This window comes from Ruegeria sp. AH3, assembly GCF_056536265.1.
The window spans coordinates 3,348,203-3,364,149 of record NZ_JBQFJL010000001.1 but is presented as its reverse complement, the minus strand read 5'-3'; the positions used below and the strand labels follow the sequence as shown (position 1 = coordinate 3,364,149).

Here is a 15,947-nt window from a genome sequence, read left to right as displayed (position 1 = left end):
CTTACTTCACCTCGATGCCCATAGAGCGGGCCGAGCCCAGGATGATCTGCATTGCGCCTTCGACGTCGTTGGCGTTCAGATCTTTCATTTTGGCTTCGGCGATTTCACGAACCTGCTTCGAGGTCACGGTGGCCACGGTCTCACGACCTGGGTTTTCCGCGCCACGGGGACGGTTACGCTTGCCAACCGGCTTCAGGCCAGCCGCTTTTTTCAGGTAGTAAGACGCGGGCGGCGTCTTGATGTCCATGGTGAAGGACTTGTCCTGATAATAGGTGATCACGGTCGGGCAAGGTGCACCTTGCTCCATGTCTGCAGTCTTGGCGTTGAACGCCTTGCAGAATTCCATGATGTTGATGCCGCGCTGACCCAGCGCCGGACCAACTGGCGGCGACGGGTTCGCCTGACCTGCAGGAACCTGCAGCTTCATTGTACCAGCAAGCTTCTTGGCCATTTGGTTTTCCTTTCAACTTAGATGAGACGCGTCTCACCCAGATTATGTTGCGTGGTCCGATGCGGGATCGCGATCCCGGCAATCTCCCACGAGAGAATCTCGCCCGAAGACGATAGTGGCGGCATTTAAAGGGGAATGCGGGGGTTGGCAAGGGGCTGGCCCCCTCGAATGTCGCGCAATCGAATCGAGCCCTGGCGGATTCTATCCGGCTCGCCGACTGCAGAGCGCAAAAGACAAGGAAATACAAGCTACGGACAACCAGGCAAGGCCCGGAAATACTTGGATAAGTCGGTGAGTTGAGCAGGTCTTGGCCTTTGTCTCACATTAACACTTGTGGCTGTGCTATAGTCTTTGAAAATAGATTGGTTAGTGGAGGTTAACTATGATTGTTCGTTTAATAATAACACTGGGCATCGTGATTTCTTTTGCGACAACCACACCTCAGACTGCACGCGCAGACGCAGGTGAAATCCTGGGCGGCGCTGTTGTTGGTGGTGTCATCGGATACGCGATCGGTCGAGAGCAGCAGAAGAAACAAAACGCCCGGACGAGAACCACCCGGACCTATCGGCCGGGCATCCCATCGACCACGCAAGGCGCGCAGACCCAGACCGCGCTCAATTACTTCGGATACAATGCCGGCAGGGTCGATGGTCAGGTCGGGCGTGGCACACGCTCGGCGATCGAACGCTATCAAGTCTCGATGGGCTATCCTGTGAACGGCCATGATTTCCAGCCCTATCAGCGTGACTTCCTGATGCAGGCCTACTACTGGGCGACCAGCGGTGGACAGGCCTCGACCCGGCTTGCAGGGCAGCCGCTGTTGATGGAGTATCGTCGACAGCTACAAACGGGATCAACGCTGACTGCCGCCCCGCAAGCACCCGTACCGGCCCCGGCCATCCCGATTGTGACACAGCCCCAGACAGCCGCGGCACCACAGCCAGAAGCCACCCCTGCACCCGCGCCAACTGAAACCGCATCCAGTAGTCTGCCGAGCCTGTTTTCCGGCGGCACCGGGGGCCCCTCGCTCGCCAATCGTTGCAGTGGGGTGATGCTGCAGACATCGACCAATGGCGGTTATACGACCCTGTCCAACATGACCGATCCTGACTTTGCGCTTAGCGAGCAGTTCTGTCTGGCACGCAGCTATGCAATGGCGCGTGGTGAGGACCTGATGCAGGACATCCAGGGGCTGACCCCAGATCAGATCAGCGCGCAATGCGACTCGTATGGTGAGATGTTGGCATCGCAAGTTGATGCCCTGTCGCTTAGCCCAAAAGCAGAGGCTGAAACCCAGGTTCGCAAGCTGGCGTTAGATTCAGGGCTGAGCCCCGCAGATCTTGCCGCAACAAGCAAGGTTTGCCTGGCAATGGGCTACCGTCAGGACAACATGGACGCCGCAGTTGGTTCTGCGCTGATGCTTGTCGCGATGGGTGAGCCCGCCTATGGAGAGCTGATCGGCCACCATCTGCGCGAGGGCTTCGGAGTGCAGGAGCGCCGCGACCTTGCAATGCAATGGTATGATGCGAGCCTGTCGGCGCTGGACGCCGGATCGCAGGCTGTGTTCCTGCCGTCTCAGTCTGATCGCCCGCAACTGTTGCGCGCGGCGATGACGCAATCGCAATAAGACGGTACGCGAAACAGTATCGACGTTTTCATGTCTGAAACAAAAACGCCGCGGTGCATGTTGCATCGCGGCGTTATAAATTCTGCAGCTAAGCTGGATCAGCTCTGCTTGGTCACCTGCGTGAAGTCCAGCTCGACCGGGGTTTCCCGACCGAAGATCGAGACCGAAACCTTCAGCTTCTGGTTCTCGTCGTCCACGCCTTCGACCATGCCGTCGAAATCCTCGAACGGGCCGTCGTTGACCTTGACCTTCTCGCCGACCTCGAAGGTGATCATCAGCTTCGGCGCTTCTTCACCTTCCTGAACGCGGTTGAGGATCTGGTTCACTTCGGCGTCACGCATCGGCATCGGGCGGCCTTGCGGACCCAGGAAGCCGGTAACGCGGTTGATCGAATTGATCAGGTGATAGCCCTGATCCGACATTTCCATATGCACCAGCACGTAGCCCGGCATGAAGCGGCGCTCGGTGGTGACTTTCTTGCCCCGGCGCACTTCGATCACCTCTTCGGTGGGCACCAGAACTTCGTCGATATCGTCCTCAAGGCCCTGTTCAGCCACCGACGTGCGGATCTGCTCTGCGATCTTCTTTTCGAAATTCGAAAGAACGCTGACCGAGTACCACCGTTTCGCCATGAACCTGTCGTCCTTGTTTGCCTTCGGGCCGCGGCTAAGCGCACCCCTCGTTAAAATCCAATTGCGTCACCCGGAATAAAAAGCGGCGCGCAGCCCGATTCGCCGCACGCCCATTCCGAATAGTCATGTCACCTACTCTGACAGCGCACGCTGTGCAAGGGGGCAGTCGCGTTTACGCCCGCCCCAACCGCCTTAACCGAACGCGCCGAGGATCAGTTGCAACCCGCCGCGAATACCCAGATCGACCAATGCAAAGAACACAGCCGTCAGCGCCGCCATGATGAACACCATGACCGTGGTCAACAGAACCTCGCGGCGCGTCGGCCAGACGACCTTTGCGACTTCGGCACGGACCTGCTGAATGAACTGGATCGGGTTTGTGGTGGCCATGAGGCGTATCTCTCTGCTAGCGGATGGGCCGGACATAACCGGGCATTGCGGCAATTTCAAGGGCGGTCAGGGCTTGGGCTTGTCGTCCCATTCGTCGCTTAGGATGCGGCGCGAGTCGCCCTCGGGGTCGTCATACTGGTTGGACCGGACCGTATAGATGAACGCAACCAGCCCAACACCGCCCAAAAGCAGTGAAATCGGAATGAGATAGGCCAGAACTTCCATCGTATTACCTTAGCCGCAATGCATTCAGGGACACAGTGATCGACGAGGTCGACATCGCCAGCGCCGCGATCAACGGTGTTGCGAGGCCCACAACGGCCAGAGGCACCGCGATCACATTGTAGACGGTAGCGATGCGGAAGTTCTCGCGAATCCGTTTGGTCGCCTTGATGGCCGTATCGCAGGCATCCGAGATCGGTGACAGGTCATTGCCCAGCAGCACGATATCCGACGCCACCCGCGCCGCGTCCAGTGCTGAGGCGGGAGAGATCGAGACATGTGCCGCCGCCAGCGCTGCCGTATCGTTCAACCCATCGCCCACCATCAGGACGCGATGGCCCTGATCGCTCAACGCTTGCACCTTGGCGGCTTTGTCCTCGGGCAAGGCTTGGGCAATCCAGGTTTCGATGCCCAGTTTATCTGCCAGCGCCTCAACAGCCCCTTTGGTGTCGCCCGAGATCAGGATGACCTCTTTGCCCGCTTTGCGGAAGGCGGCGACGGCCTCAGCCGCACCAGCGCGCAGGCTGTCCGTGAATGTAAAACGCTGGGGCGTGTGCGATCCGATGGCCAGCCATGCAGAAGTCTGCGCCCCGTCCTCGCCACCGACCCAGGCGGCGCGGCCCAACCTGACACGCTGATCCCGATAGAGGCCCTCGGTGCCATAGCCCGGCACTTCGACCACATCGCGCAGGGTGGCGGGTTTGATCCCGGCCTCACGTGCTGCTTTAGCGAGCGCAAGCGACAAGGGATGCGAGGAGGCCTCGGCCAGTGCCAGAGCCACTTCCAGATCGGCACGGGAATGGTCGCCCAGATTGGTCAGCTCGGGTGTACCCGAGGTCAGCGTGCCGGTTTTGTCAAACACAACCGTATCAACCTCGGCCAAACGCTCCAGCGCCGTGGCATGTTTGATCAGCATCCCGCTGCGGAACAGCCGACCGGAGGCGGCAGTTGTCACCGCCGGAACCGCAAGGCCAAGCGCACAGGGGCAGGTGATGATCAGAACCGCTGCGGCGATGTTCAGCGCCGTACGGACATCGCCGGAATAGATGTACCAGCCCAGAAAGCTGAGCGCCGACAGGATGTGCACACCCGGCGCGTATAGCTTGGCCGCCTTGTCGGCCAGCGATGTGTACCGCGACCGACCCGATTCAGCGATGGCCACCAGATCGGCCATCCGATGCAGCGAAGTATCCTCACCCACCGCCGTCGCACGGATGGTCAGAGGTCCGGTCAGGTTGACCTCACCAGCGCTGACCGCCAGCCCTTCCTGCGCGAATACAGGGAGGGTTTCCCCGGTCAGCAGGGAGCGGTCGAGTTCGGACTGACCCGAGACAATCTCTCCATCCACTGGCATCCGACCGCCGGGCCGGACAAGGATCAGGTCGCCGACATTCAGAGAGGAAACTGCGATCTCTTCCTCAGCGCCATCCACCAGACGGGTGGCGCGTGGCACCTCCAACGCGGTCAGTTCTTCAGCCGCGGAGCGGGCAACGGCGCGGGTGCGGTAATCCAGATACCGCCCGGCGAGTAGAAAGAAGGTCAGCGTCAGGGCGGCGTCAAAATAGGCGTGCTTGCCGCTAAGCGCGGTTTCCCAGAGCGAAGTGACCAGCGCCAGCAGGATGGCCAGCACGATCGGCACGTCCATGTTCAGGCGACGCACACGCAGGGCGCTCCAGGCGTTGGCAAAGAATGGCTGGGCCGAGAATGCAATCGCAGGCAACGCAATGGCCGCCGAAATCCAGTGGAACATGTCCCGAGTCGCATCACTTGCGCCGGACCAAACCGACACCGACAGCAGCATCACGTTCATCGACGCAAACCCGGCCACGGCCAGCCGCATCAGCAGATCACGACCTGCCTTGTCAGATTGCGTGGCCGACAACGCTCCGGGGTCAAGCTCATGCGCTTCATAGCCCGCGCGTTCCAGCACCGGGATCAGGTCGACGGCACGCATGTCCGGAGCGGCTTTGATCATGGCGCGTTTGAGCGTCAGGTTGACCCGCGCGTCCAAGACGCCGGGATGGGCGTTCAATTCCCGCTCAACCGTCGCAATACAGGCCGAGCAGTGAATCCCCGGTAGCGACAGCGCGATCTGCGCGTCCTTGGGCGCCGCACGCGCTGGCTCGGCCGGGGCTGCGAGGCAGCCCGGACAAGCCGCTGTACCGGTTGGGGCCTGTGCGGTCATCCCATCACCCTTTCACATACAGCGGCACGCGCTGCGCGAATTCGGCACCGTCCTTGGCCTTGGCGACCAGACGGATATTCCAGTTCCCCTTGCCCAGTGCGGCGGGAGCCGCGTAGGCCAGACCATCAAAGGTGAAATCCGGCGAGAAGTCGTCTTTCACGTGGGTCGCACGACCAACAACCGCCTGCAGCTCAGCCACCTCGACGGGGGCACCCGTCTGATCGGTGATGCGCAGCACAAGCAATCCGCCGGTCACCTCGGCCTTGATCTCCCAGCCCAGCGCCTGCTGTTCTTTGAGACGTTCGTTGAACTCCTGGCTGGCGACATAGGAGTTCTTGACCTCAAGTCCCGGAAACGTCTTCACCGCACTGTAGGCCAGCACAAGATTCACCGCGATGATCACACCAAAGGCTGCAACAAACACGGCAAGCGCATGCTTTCCGGTAAATTGACGCTTTGCCATTCTCAGTTTCCTCGTCCGTTGAACGTGGTGTCTTTATAGGCCCGCTCGCCACTTCCAAGATCTTCCACCCAGATGCGGACCGAAGTGCTGTCCACAGCGGCCGGACCGGTGCCCTGAGCCGCAGTAATGTAGACCCGCGTCAATTGTGCCGTATCTGCTGCGACATTGACAGCATTCCCTTCGATGCCCTCAATTTCGACCTGCAGCGACGGATCGCCCGCCAGCGTCAGTTGGAAGGACCTCTCTTCCCCATGCTTGTTGCGCAGGCGCACGTCATAGGTGTTGCGGATCGTGCCATCCGACAAGGTGACGAAGGTCGGGTTCCGCACCGGCGCAACGGTCAGGTCGATATCCGAACGGATAAACAGCGCAAAGAGCAGGGCAAAGCCGACCAGCGACCACAAGGTCGTATAAAGGATCGTGCGGGGCCGCAGGATGTGTTTCCAGATGTTCTTGGGCGGCTGACCTTCTCGCTCGTGCACCTCATCGCTGAGTGCCATATAGTCGATCAGGCCGCGTGGTTTGCCTATCTTGGCCATCATGTCATCACAGGCATCGATACACAAAGCGCAGGTGATACACTCCAGCTGCTGCCCGTCCCGTATATCGATCCCCACAGGGCAGACATTGACGCAGGCCATGCAGTCAATGCAATCACCCAGATCAGAATCGGCAGTGCGTTTGCCCTTTCCACGCGGCTCACCCCGCCATTCGCGATATCCGACGACCAGAGTATCCTCATCCATCATCGCCGCCTGAATCCGCGGCCAGGGGCAGGCATAGATACAGATCTGCTCACGCGCGAAGCCACCGAAGAAGAAGGTAGTGGCGGTAAGGATCAGCATGGTCGTGTAAGCCACAGGATGTGCGTTGCCGGTCACCAGATCGCGGGCCAACGTCGGCGCATCCGCGAAATAGAACACCCAAGCCCCGCCCGTGGCGAGGCCGATCAGGAACCAGACCGCCCATTTCGTCAGACGCAATCGTGCCTTGCGAAAATCCAGCTTCTTCTGTCGATGCAGACGCAGACGCGCGTTGCGATCCCCCTCGATCCAGCGCTCGACCAAGATATAGAGATCGGTCCATACAGTCTGCGGGCAGGCATAGCCGCACCAGACCCGTCCCAGAGCCGAGGTGAACAGGAACAGTCCCAGCCCGGCCATGATCAGAAGGCCTGCGACGAAGTAGAACTCATGCGGCCAGATTTCGATCCAGAAGAAGTAAAAGCGCCGGTTGGCCAGATCCAGCAGCACCGCCTGATCCGGCAGGCTTGGACCCCGGTCCCATCTGATCCACGGCGTCACATAGTAGATGCCCAGCGTCACCGCCATGATGATCCACTTGAGATTGCGGAACGGGCCGGACACCCGCCTTGGGAAAATCGGCTCTCTGGCGGCATAGAGACTGGGGGTGGGGTTGGAATCGCTCACAGGCTGGCTCCACAACTGGCTTTTCTGAGTGTGTCTTGTTCCAGATCACGGGACGAGAGACTTTGACATGGGTCAAAACGCGCATCGTACAGACATCTTTTCGCGCCAATGTTACCGCGCGTTGCGTGCCTCGCGTTTCAGCCAGCTGATAAACGTCTTCACCGAAGGTCTAAGTGCTGATTTTTGCGTCAAAATATGATATCCGCGCGCATCGGGTTCGGCATAAAGCTCGACGATACGGCCCGCCTCGATATCAGTCTCGACGAATTGTCGCACGGTGACCGTGACCCCTTGTCCGGACCTCAGGCCATCCAGCAGCAGATTACCTGGGAGTTGCGTGCGCCCCGCACCGCGTTCGGGGCCAACGCCGCGTTCGGTCAGCCATGTTGTAGCTTCTGTCGTGCCGATTTCTTCCAGCCACGGCAGTTGCGCAAGCTCGGCTGGCGACCAGTCCGTTTTGCCCCCCAACAGAGTGGGTGAGGCCACGATAACCATCGGTGTTTGCAGCAACATCTCACAATCCACCCCCGGCCAACCTCCGGCACCATAGCGGATGGCGACATCGACTCCGCCTGGGCGCAATTCGACCACCTCGAAGGTTGGATCGAGGATCAGATTGACCTCCGGGTGGGTGGCGCGAAAACTTGGCAGACGCGGCATCAGCCACGATGCGGCAAAGGACGAAGTCAGCGAGACATGAACCGGCCGGTCCTGACCCGAACGGGCCAAATCGCCAACGGCCACCTCAATCGCGCCAAAGCCCAGATGCAAGGCACGCGCCAGATGCTCTCCGTCCCCGGTCAGGGTCAGTGACTTGCCGGAACGGTCGAGCAGCGCAACGCCCAAGTGCTTTTCCAGCGCACGCAACTGCTGGCTGATGGCAGCGTGGCTGACATTAAGCGCCAGACCGGCATCGACTACATTACGCTTCTCAGCAAAGGCTGCAAAGGCCCTGAGCGCAGCAAGCGGCGGAAGGTTCAGCCAGTCCATATGTAAACCACACTTACACAGAGTAATGGTTATTGAGTCGCATTTGGCGCCCCAAAGGTCAATCTTTTAGGCAGGAACTTTATCGCTTAGGAGAAACGCCATGCTGAACGTTTTTGCCCGATCTTTCATGACTGCGACACGGGTCGACACGCCCCATATTCAGGACACACCAAAACCAAGCCGCCGCAAGGCGCGTTGGTTGCCCGAACATCATTGGTGGAAGGAACATCCGCGCGCAACAGATCTGGACGATCGCTGAACCAGCCTGAATCCCGGTTCTGGACCGAGACACAACAAGGGCTTATTCTTGGAAAATTCGGCACCGGCTGTTCTGGAAACGCGCGAACAGATGGAACAGCCGGTGCCTCAGCCTTCGGGCGGGAAACCGCCCGGAGGTGTTCTTTTAGCTCTTACTGACCGCCACCCAGCTGGTGGACATAAGCCGATACAGCACGGATCTGCGCGTCAGTCAGGCGGTTTTCCCAGGATGGCATGACGCCGAACCGGCTGTTGGTGACCGTCTCGGTCAGCGCTTCTTCGCTACCACCGTAAAGCCAGATCGCATCCGTCAGGTTCGGCGCGCCCTGGAAGACATCGCCTTTGCCATCTTCGCCATGGCAAGCCGCGCAGTTATCTTCAAAGACAACCTTGCCCGCCTGCGCTGCTGCATCGTCGGTCTGAGCGTTGGTCAGCGACATGACATACTGAACCACCTGCGTGATCTCGTCATGCTCGAGGATCTCGCCAAAGGCCGGCATTTCGGAATAGCGCGCATCGTCACTTTCCTCATTCCGGATACCATAGGCGATGGTGTACTCGATATCCTCAAGCGTACCGCCCCAAAGCCAGGCATCGTCCAGCAGGTTCGGGAAACCCGGCGCACCTTGCGCACCCGAGCCGTGGCATTGCGCACACCATGTGCGGAATACGGCACCGCCCGAATTCACGGCGTATTGCTGCAGCTCTGCATCGGCCGAGATCTCCTCGAGCGGAGTTTCAACCAGCTTCGCATTCCACGGCGCATTCGCTTCTTCGAAGGCAACCATTTCCTGCTGCACCAGCTCGCGCGAAGACCAGCCCAACACACCGGCGGTTGCCGATTGAACCAGAGGCCATGCGGGATACATGATCGTATAGATCACACCCCAGAAGATGGTGGCGTAGAAGGTCCACAGCCACCAGCGCGGCATCGGGTTGTCGAACTCTTCGATACCGTCCCAGCTGTGACCGGTTGTATTCGGATCACCCGGCTGTTTTTCAGGTGTCTTGCTCATTGCCGCGCCTCCTTGGATGTGGCGGGTTTATCTTCATGCCGGAACGGAATATTGGCCGTGTCCTTGTATTCCTTGCTGGCACCGGGGCGGAAAACCCAGATCACGATGCCCAGGAAAAAGGCGAACAACAGCAGCAACATCCAGCTATCCGCAAACTGTCTGAGGATTGTGTATTCTTCCATCACACCCTCCTTAGCGGTTTGCGTCAGGCGTGAAGGTCGAGAAGTCGACCAACGTGCCCAGCATTTGCAGATAGGCAACCAGCGCGTCCGCTTCGGTCAGCTCGGGCTGGCCGTCGAAGTTGCGCACGTTGACCTTGTCGCCATAGCGTTCCAGCAGACCGTCATAGTCGCTGTCCGGATCGGCCTGAGCGCGGAAGTCGGCTTGCGCGTTCTCCAGCATCTCTTCGGTATATGGGGTGCCGACCAGAGCGTTGGCCGCCATGATGTCACCGATATACTTGCCGTCGATCTTGCGGTGTTCGAGGAAGCCATATTTGGGCATCACCGATTCAGGCACCACAGACTGCGGGTCCCGCAGGTGATCGACCTGCCACTGATCCGAGTAGCGGCCACCAACACGCGCCAGATCAGGCCCCGTGCGCTTGGAGCCCCACTGGAAGGGGTGGTCATACATCGATTCAGCCGCCAGCGAGTAGTGGCCGTAGCGTTCGACCTCGTCCCGCATCGGGCGGATCATCTGGCTGTGGCAGACATAGCAGCCTTCGCGGATGTAGATCTCACGCCCCGCCATTTCGAGAGGGGTGTAAGGGCGCATGCCCTCCACCTTCTCGATTGTGTTCTCAAGATAGAACAGCGGGGTGATCTGAACGATGCCACCGATGGTTACGACCAGGAAGCTGAAGATCAGCAGGAGGGTCGCGTTGGTCTCGAGGATCTTATGTTTGTCGAGAATTGCCATTGCTCCGGCCCTCCTTATTCAGCCGGGACTGCGACGGTCAGGCTGGCCTCTTTGGCCGGCGCTTTCCGCACGGTCATCCACAGGTTGTAGCACATGATCACTGCGCCAGCGAGGAACAGAACCCCACCCAGACCACGCACCACGTACATCGGGAACTTGGCGGCCACGGTGTCGGCGAACGAGTTCACCAGGAAGCCGTTTGCATCCACTTCGCGCCACATCAGACCTTCCATGATACCGGTGACCCACATCGACGCGGCGTAGAGCACGATGCCAATGGTGGCGAGCCAGAAGTGCCAGCTGACCATCTGCAGTGAGTACAGACGCTCGCGCTTCCACAGGACGGGAACCAGGAAGTACAGCGCACCAAAGGTGATCATGCCATTCCAGCCCAGCGCGCCCGAGTGCACGTGACCAATGGTCCAGTCAGTATAGTGGCTGAGCGAGTTCACAGCGCGGATCGACATCATCGGTCCTTCGAATGTGGACATACCGTAGAAGCCGACCGAGATGACCATCATACGGATGATCGGATCGGTGCGCAGCTTGTCCCAAGCGCCGGAAAGCGTCATCAGACCGTTGATCATACCGCCCCACGAAGGCATCCACAGGATGATCGAGAACACCATACCCAGCGTCGACGCCCAATCAGGCAGCGCGGTATAGTGCAGGTGGTGCGGACCCGCCCAGATATACAGGAAGATCAGCGCCCAGAAGTGGATGATCGACAGCTTGTACGAGAATACCGGACGCTCGGCCTGCTTCGGGATGAAGTAGTACATCATGCCCAGGAAGCCCGCGGTCAGGAAGAAGCCCACGGCGTTGTGACCGTACCACCACTGGATCATGGCGTCCTGTACGCCCGACCAGACGATAACCGATTTCGAGCCCCAGATGCTGACGGGGATGGTCATGTTGTTGACCAGGTGCAGCATGGCGACGGTGACGATGAACGCGAGGTAGAACCAGTTGGCCACATAGATGTGGGGCTCTTTCCGCTTGATGATCGTGCCTAGGTAGACGGCCAGATAAGCGACCCAGACAACGGTCAGCCACAGGTCTACGTACCATTCAGGCTCGGCATATTCTTTCGACTGGGTTCCGCCCAGCAGATAGCCGGTTGCAGCCAGAACGATGAACAGCTGATAGCCCCAGAACACGAACCACGCCAGATTACCGCCCCAGAGACGCGCGGCGCTGGTGCGCTGTACGACATAGAACGAAGTTGCAATCAGCGCGTTGCCGCCAAAGGCGAAGATCACTGCCGAAGTATGCAACGGACGCAACCGGCCGAAGTTGGCGTAGCCCTGCGCCCATTCGAAGTTCAGCGCCGGAAAGGCCAGCTGGAACGCAATGAAGGTTCCCGCCATAAACCCGACCACACCCCAAAAGGCGGTCGCGATCACGCCATAGCGGATCACGTCATCCATGTATTCGCCCGAGCGGTCTACGAGAATATCTGGCTCGTCCGTTTTTCTAAGCGTCCAGATGAACAAACCACCGGCGATCAACATCACCAGAATCGCATGCACCTGATACGCCAAATCGCGTGCATAGTTGGACCCGATCGCGGCGAACACCACAACCAGCCCAAGCACGATCAGCTTGATGTAATTTGACATATTGCGTCCCTTTGCCATGCCCCGCGCGATTCTTCATGCCGCGCGAAACCTTTTTGACTGCATGCTGTAATGCAGCGAGGCCATGTTTTCCGCTTTGATCTGTGTCAAGACAAGCCCCTGTTTAATGTGACAGGTTTTCCTCAAGAAACCGATGCGCGGACCGCACAATGGTCGCGCCGAAATCACGAGGGCGACATGGCATATAAATCCCTATTGACGGTCATGACGGAAACCAAGCTGTCACAATCTGCTCTGGCGCAGATGGTAGCACTGGCTGAGGCACAGGACGCCCATGCCGAGGCGCTGTGTCTTGGGGTCGACCGCAGTCAGACGGGTTATTATTACGCAGGTGCCAACGCGCTGATTTTGCAGGAAACCCTGAGCCGCGCCAATGCCGAGGCCGATGAAATACTCGCCTATGCTCAGGACTATCTGGGCAAGTCCGGCATCCGCTGGTCTGCCGAGAATGGCGTTGCGCAGATCGCCGATATCGGACGCCATGTTGCGCGACGTGCGCGTTTCTCGGATCTGGTGATTTTGCCACGACCCTACGGCAAAGACCGGGACGCCGAGGCCGAACCGATTGTGGAGGCTGCCATGTTCGAAGGCCACGCCCCGGTTCTGCTGGTGCCGGACGATTCAAAACCGCTTGCTTCGCCGGGAACCGTGATGATCGGCTGGAATGAGAGCATCGAGGCCATGCGGGCAATCCGCTGCGCCCTGCCCTTCCTGAAACAGGCCGAGTTGACGCGTATTGTCGTCATTGATCCGCCCCGGCATGGGCCCGACCGGTCCGACCCCGGCGGACTACTGTCGCAGATGCTGGCACGGCACGGGGTGAGATGTGAGATCGATGTGCTGAGCAAGACCATGACCCGCGTCTCGGACATCCTCAACCGCCACGCAGCGGATACCGAGGCGGACATGATCGTGATGGGGGCCTATGGGCATTCCCGCTTCCGCGAGGCAATTCTGGGCGGAGCGACCCGCAATATGCTCGAGCAATCCAACGTGCCGGTCTTCCTGGCCCATTGATCCGCTTGCGAAACAAGATGCAAAGCCGCCCCTGATCCGGGCGGCTTTGAGCGTTTTACGCTTTTCGGATCAACCCTATGAGGAACAGCAGGATCACCGCCCCCACAGTCGCAAAGAAGATCGAAGAGAACAGGCCGCCACCGACCCCAAAGCCCAGCGCGGGAAAGATCGTTCCTGCCAGAAACGCACCGACAACCCCGACGATAATATTCCCGATCAGACCAAAGCCGCGACCTTCCATGATCTTGCCGGATAGCCAACCGGCAATCGCACCGATGAACAACATCGCCAACAGGCTACTGAATACCATAGCTCACTCCTGATATTGTGAGGGTCGCGCCGACAGGGTCTGGCGTCAGACCAGAAAACCGCCATCCGTATCGTCGCCGGCCTCTTCCATAAGGCGCCCCATATCGGGGATGGTGACGTGGCGCTTGCCTTCCAGCAAGATCACCTGATCCTTTTTCAGCGCAGACATCTGGCGGCTCACCGTTTCCAGCGTCAGACCCAGATAATCCGCCATCGCCTCACGAGTCAGCGGCAGATCGAACACGATCGGCCCCGTCATGCCGGACTTGTGGATCGACGCATCCCGGCGGGCAATGATCGAAAGTAGGCTGGCGATCTTCTCTCGCGCGGTCTTGCGCCCCAGTACCAGCATCCATTCGCGCGCCGCATCCAGTTCGTCCAGCGTCATCTCAAGCAAGCGCTGCGCGATATGCGGCGTGGTCGTCATCATTTCTTCGAATGGCTTCTTGCGGAAGCAACACATGACCAGATCGGTGGTTGCAATCACGTCATATGGCGCAGATTCGCGCCCCGGACGGCCAACAAAATCGCTGGGCAGCAACAGCCCGACCATCTGCGTGCGACCGTCTTCCATCGTTTGCGTCAACGAAGCGATTCCGGAAACGACCGACCCCACGAAATTCATCGGGTCGCCGGACCAGATTACATTCTGGCCAGCCTCAAAGCTGCGATAATATTTAATGCTTTCAAGCTCTTCGAGCTCATCAGCTTCGCAATGGGCGCATACTGCGCGATGCCTGATCGGGCAATCCTCGCAGCTTCCGTGTTCAAACATGGCTTTTACGTTCATTCGCGCGTCCACTTGATCTCGGTCAAAGTATGCAAGCCCTCCCCGTTATACCCGTAGCGTCATGACAATCAAAGCTCAATTGGCACGGCTTGGACTTTTTGACGCGAAGGTACCGCGTTATACAAGCTATCCAACCGCCCCCCATTTCAATAATGACGTGGGGTCCGACCTATACGGTGAATGGATTTCCGGGATCGCTCCGGGTAGCTCCATTTCGCTATATATCCACGTCCCCTTCTGCCGCAGGCTGTGCTGGTTTTGCGCCTGCCGCACGCAAGGCACCCAAACCGATAATCCGGTCATTGCCTATGTGGATGTGTTGAAGGCCGAGCTTGATCTGCTGGCCGCACGCCTTCCCGAAGGCGTGACACTGTCGCGCCTGCATTGGGGGGGCGGTACGCCGACCCTGCTGAACCCCGACCTGATGCGTGACCTAGCGGCACGTATTCTCGACGTGGTTCCTTTGGGCCCGGACGCCGAGTTCTCGGTCGAGATCGATCCAAACGAGATTGATGAGGCGCGTCTGGACGCACTGGCCGAGGCGGGCATGAACCGCGCTTCGATTGGGGTGCAGGATTTCGACGACGAAATCCAGAAAACCATCGGGCGCATTCAGGGCTATGACGTGACCCGCAATGCCGTCGACATGATCCGCGCGCGCGGCATCACCAGCCTGAACGCCGATATCCTCTATGGCCTGCCGCACCAGACCAAAGCACGGATGACAGAAAGCGTGCAGAAGCTGTTGTCGTTGTCACCTGACCGTGTTGCGCTCTACGGGTATGCGCATGTTCCGTGGATGGCCAAGCGGCAACAGATGATCCCTTCTGACGCGCTGCCAACACCCGAACAACGGCTGGAATTGTTCGAAACCGCCCGTCGCCTGTTCCTGTGGGACAATTATGCAGAGATCGGCATCGACCATTTCGCCACGCAGGATGATGGCCTGACAAAGGCGCTGAACGCCGGTCGGCTGAAGCGCAACTTCCAAGGCTATACCGATGATCAGGCCGAGGTTCTGGTTGGCGTCGGTGCAAGCTCAATCTCGCGCTTCCCGCAAGGTTACGCCCAGAATGCCTCAGCCACGTCGGCCCATACCAAAGCCATTCGTGATGGTCAGTTTTCGACTGCGCGCGGACATCTTTTCAAGGGGCAGGATGTGCTGCGCTCTCGTCTGATCGAAGCCTTGATGTGCGATTTCCAGATCGACACCGCCGAGATCCTGCGCAACCACGATATCTCGGCCAGTGAGCTGCATCAGATGTACCAATCGGCCAACGCGGCCTTTGAAAACCTGTTGCAGATCACCGACAAGGGCCTGTTCATCCCAGAGGAGGCACGCGCGTTGACTCGCATGATCGCGCGGAATTTTGACGCCTATGACCTGAGCAAGGCGGGTCATAGCTCGGCGATTTGACCCTTTTGGACCGGTCAGCCGACTGATCGGTTCCTTTCGAAGCTGCATGAGGGGCTTGACGCCCGCCTCTGGTTTTCTCCACACTTAAGGGGTGGAGAGCCACTCCTCTCCGCCGCCTGAGGCAGGCCGAGTATCAGACAGACCCGTACCGACGCATACGCGTCGGGCAACTCTTTTCGTGCAGCC

General features: G+C 59.2%; 18 protein-coding genes. 4 read left to right on the top strand and 14 right to left on the bottom strand.

Annotated features, from left to right (window positions below):
• Nucleotide 1: 1 nt before the first annotated feature.
• Nucleotides 2-451 carry a 50S ribosomal protein L11 gene (gene rplK, locus ACR3EM_RS16935; protein WP_037314971.1) on the bottom strand — a complete coding sequence of 150 codons (450 nt, stop codon included), beginning with the start codon at nt 449-451 and terminating at the stop codon, nt 2-4.
• Between the two features lie 382 nt (nt 452-833).
• Here rplK and ACR3EM_RS16930 point away from each other — a divergent pair, with 382 nt between their 5' ends.
• Nucleotides 834-2,081 carry a peptidoglycan-binding domain-containing protein gene (locus tag ACR3EM_RS16930; RefSeq protein WP_480471809.1) on the top strand — a complete coding sequence of 416 codons (1,248 nt, stop codon included), beginning with the start codon at nt 834-836 and terminating at the stop codon, nt 2,079-2,081.
• Nucleotides 2,082-2,179: 98 nt separating this feature from the next.
• Here ACR3EM_RS16930 and nusG read toward each other — a convergent pair whose 3' ends face one another.
• From nusG to ACR3EM_RS16895, 7 genes are all read right to left on the bottom strand, one after another.
• Complete coding sequence (gene nusG, locus ACR3EM_RS16925) at nt 2,180-2,713, bottom strand: transcription termination/antitermination protein NusG (protein WP_039539910.1); 534 nt, start codon at nt 2,711-2,713, stop codon at nt 2,180-2,182.
• Nucleotides 2,714-2,905: 192 nt separating this feature from the next.
• The gene (gene secE, locus ACR3EM_RS16920) at nt 2,906-3,103 is read right to left on the bottom strand and encodes a preprotein translocase subunit SecE (RefSeq protein WP_171124314.1); all 198 of its coding nucleotides are present in this window, start codon (nt 3,101-3,103) and stop codon (nt 2,906-2,908) included.
• Nucleotides 3,104-3,169: 66 nt separating this feature from the next.
• Nucleotides 3,170-3,328 (bottom strand): cbb3-type cytochrome oxidase assembly protein CcoS, encoded by a 159-nt coding sequence (gene ccoS, locus ACR3EM_RS16915; RefSeq protein ID WP_424831576.1) that lies wholly within the window; start codon nt 3,326-3,328, stop codon nt 3,170-3,172.
• Between the two features lie 4 nt (nt 3,329-3,332).
• A complete protein-coding gene (locus ACR3EM_RS16910; RefSeq protein ID WP_480471808.1) occupies nt 3,333-5,510 on the bottom strand; it encodes a heavy metal translocating P-type ATPase in 2,178 nt (725 codons plus the stop codon).
• Nucleotides 5,511-5,514: 4 nt separating this feature from the next.
• Nucleotides 5,515-5,973: a FixH family protein gene (locus ACR3EM_RS16905; RefSeq protein ID WP_480471807.1), complete on the bottom strand. Its 459-nt coding sequence runs from the start codon at nt 5,971-5,973 to the stop codon at nt 5,515-5,517.
• A 2-nt stretch (nt 5,974-5,975) separates the two neighbouring features.
• Nucleotides 5,976-7,403, bottom strand: coding sequence for a cytochrome c oxidase accessory protein CcoG (ccoG, locus tag ACR3EM_RS16900; RefSeq protein WP_480471806.1), 1,428 nt, complete (start codon nt 7,401-7,403; stop codon nt 5,976-5,978).
• Between the two features lie 111 nt (nt 7,404-7,514).
• Nucleotides 7,515-8,393: a LysR family transcriptional regulator gene (locus ACR3EM_RS16895; RefSeq protein WP_480471805.1), complete on the bottom strand. Its 879-nt coding sequence runs from the start codon at nt 8,391-8,393 to the stop codon at nt 7,515-7,517.
• Between the two features lie 100 nt (nt 8,394-8,493).
• Between ACR3EM_RS16895 and ACR3EM_RS16890 the strand changes: the two genes are divergently transcribed.
• A complete protein-coding gene (locus ACR3EM_RS16890; RefSeq protein ID WP_480471804.1) occupies nt 8,494-8,652 on the top strand; it encodes a hypothetical protein in 159 nt (52 codons plus the stop codon).
• A 151-nt stretch (nt 8,653-8,803) separates the two neighbouring features.
• On the opposite strand, the gene ccoP is transcribed toward ACR3EM_RS16890, so the two are convergent.
• The 4 genes from ccoP to ccoN are packed head-to-tail and all read right to left on the bottom strand — an operon-like array spanning nt 8,804 to nt 12,210.
• A complete protein-coding gene (gene ccoP / locus ACR3EM_RS16885; protein ID WP_480471803.1) occupies nt 8,804-9,667 on the bottom strand; it encodes a cytochrome-c oxidase, cbb3-type subunit III in 864 nt (287 codons plus the stop codon).
• On the bottom strand, nt 9,664-9,849 hold the full coding sequence (locus ACR3EM_RS16880) for a cbb3-type cytochrome c oxidase subunit 3 (RefSeq protein ID WP_480471802.1): 186 nt from the start codon (nt 9,847-9,849) through the stop codon (nt 9,664-9,666). The genes ccoP and ACR3EM_RS16880 overlap by 4 nt, the downstream gene beginning before the upstream one ends.
• Nucleotides 9,850-9,859: 10 nt before the next feature.
• Nucleotides 9,860-10,588 carry a cytochrome-c oxidase, cbb3-type subunit II gene (gene ccoO, locus ACR3EM_RS16875; protein WP_480471801.1) on the bottom strand — a complete coding sequence of 243 codons (729 nt, stop codon included), beginning with the start codon at nt 10,586-10,588 and terminating at the stop codon, nt 9,860-9,862.
• 14 nt (nt 10,589-10,602) lie between these two features.
• Complete coding sequence (gene ccoN / locus ACR3EM_RS16870; RefSeq protein WP_480471800.1) at nt 10,603-12,210, bottom strand: cytochrome-c oxidase, cbb3-type subunit I; 1,608 nt, start codon at nt 12,208-12,210, stop codon at nt 10,603-10,605.
• Nucleotides 12,211-12,405: 195 nt separating this feature from the next.
• Between ccoN and ACR3EM_RS16865 the strand changes: the two genes are divergently transcribed.
• Complete coding sequence (locus ACR3EM_RS16865; RefSeq protein ID WP_480471799.1) at nt 12,406-13,245, top strand: universal stress protein; 840 nt, start codon at nt 12,406-12,408, stop codon at nt 13,243-13,245.
• Between the two features lie 55 nt (nt 13,246-13,300).
• Here ACR3EM_RS16865 and ACR3EM_RS16860 read toward each other — a convergent pair whose 3' ends face one another.
• Nucleotides 13,301-13,555 carry a GlsB/YeaQ/YmgE family stress response membrane protein gene (locus ACR3EM_RS16860; RefSeq protein WP_480471798.1) on the bottom strand — a complete coding sequence of 85 codons (255 nt, stop codon included), beginning with the start codon at nt 13,553-13,555 and terminating at the stop codon, nt 13,301-13,303.
• A gap of 45 nt (nt 13,556-13,600) precedes the next feature.
• A complete protein-coding gene (fnrL, locus tag ACR3EM_RS16855; RefSeq protein ID WP_480471797.1) occupies nt 13,601-14,344 on the bottom strand; it encodes a transcriptional regulator FnrL in 744 nt (247 codons plus the stop codon).
• 61 nt (nt 14,345-14,405) lie between these two features.
• On the opposite strand from fnrL, the gene hemN reads away from it, so the two are divergent.
• The gene (gene hemN / locus ACR3EM_RS16850; protein WP_480471796.1) at nt 14,406-15,761 is read left to right on the top strand and encodes an oxygen-independent coproporphyrinogen III oxidase; all 1,356 of its coding nucleotides are present in this window, start codon (nt 14,406-14,408) and stop codon (nt 15,759-15,761) included.
• Nucleotides 15,762-15,947 lie beyond the last annotated feature (186 nt).

What these genes read in the sequence shown, in the direction of transcription:
- rplK (WP_037314971.1), bottom strand. Translation starts at nt 451, where the DNA reads ATGGCCAAGAAGCTTGCTGGTACAATGAAGCTGCAGGTTCCTGCAGGT.
- ACR3EM_RS16930 (WP_480471809.1), top strand. Translation starts at nt 834, where the DNA reads ATGATTGTTCGTTTAATAATAACACTGGGCATCGTGATTTCTTTTGCG.
- nusG (WP_039539910.1), bottom strand. Translation starts at nt 2,713, where the DNA reads ATGGCGAAACGGTGGTACTCGGTCAGCGTTCTTTCGAATTTCGAAAAG.
- secE (WP_171124314.1), bottom strand. Translation starts at nt 3,103, where the DNA reads ATGGCCACCACAAACCCGATCCAGTTCATTCAGCAGGTCCGTGCCGAA.
- ccoS (WP_424831576.1), bottom strand. Translation starts at nt 3,328, where the DNA reads ATGGAAGTTCTGGCCTATCTCATTCCGATTTCACTGCTTTTGGGCGGT.
- ACR3EM_RS16910 (WP_480471808.1), bottom strand. Translation starts at nt 5,510, where the DNA reads ATGACCGCACAGGCCCCAACCGGTACAGCGGCTTGTCCGGGCTGCCTC.
- ACR3EM_RS16905 (WP_480471807.1), bottom strand. Translation starts at nt 5,973, where the DNA reads ATGGCAAAGCGTCAATTTACCGGAAAGCATGCGCTTGCCGTGTTTGTT.
- ACR3EM_RS16895 (WP_480471805.1), bottom strand. Translation starts at nt 8,393, where the DNA reads ATGGACTGGCTGAACCTTCCGCCGCTTGCTGCGCTCAGGGCCTTTGCA.
- ACR3EM_RS16890 (WP_480471804.1), top strand. Translation starts at nt 8,494, where the DNA reads ATGCTGAACGTTTTTGCCCGATCTTTCATGACTGCGACACGGGTCGAC.
- ccoP (WP_480471803.1), bottom strand. Translation starts at nt 9,667, where the DNA reads ATGAGCAAGACACCTGAAAAACAGCCGGGTGATCCGAATACAACCGGT.
- ACR3EM_RS16880 (WP_480471802.1), bottom strand. Translation starts at nt 9,849, where the DNA reads ATGGAAGAATACACAATCCTCAGACAGTTTGCGGATAGCTGGATGTTG.
- ccoO (WP_480471801.1), bottom strand. Translation starts at nt 10,588, where the DNA reads ATGGCAATTCTCGACAAACATAAGATCCTCGAGACCAACGCGACCCTC.
- ccoN (WP_480471800.1), bottom strand. Translation starts at nt 12,210, where the DNA reads ATGTCAAATTACATCAAGCTGATCGTGCTTGGGCTGGTTGTGGTGTTC.
- ACR3EM_RS16865 (WP_480471799.1), top strand. Translation starts at nt 12,406, where the DNA reads ATGGCATATAAATCCCTATTGACGGTCATGACGGAAACCAAGCTGTCA.
- ACR3EM_RS16860 (WP_480471798.1), bottom strand. Translation starts at nt 13,555, where the DNA reads ATGGTATTCAGTAGCCTGTTGGCGATGTTGTTCATCGGTGCGATTGCC.
- fnrL (WP_480471797.1), bottom strand. Translation starts at nt 14,344, where the DNA reads ATGAACGTAAAAGCCATGTTTGAACACGGAAGCTGCGAGGATTGCCCG.
- hemN (WP_480471796.1), top strand. Translation starts at nt 14,406, where the DNA reads ATGACAATCAAAGCTCAATTGGCACGGCTTGGACTTTTTGACGCGAAG.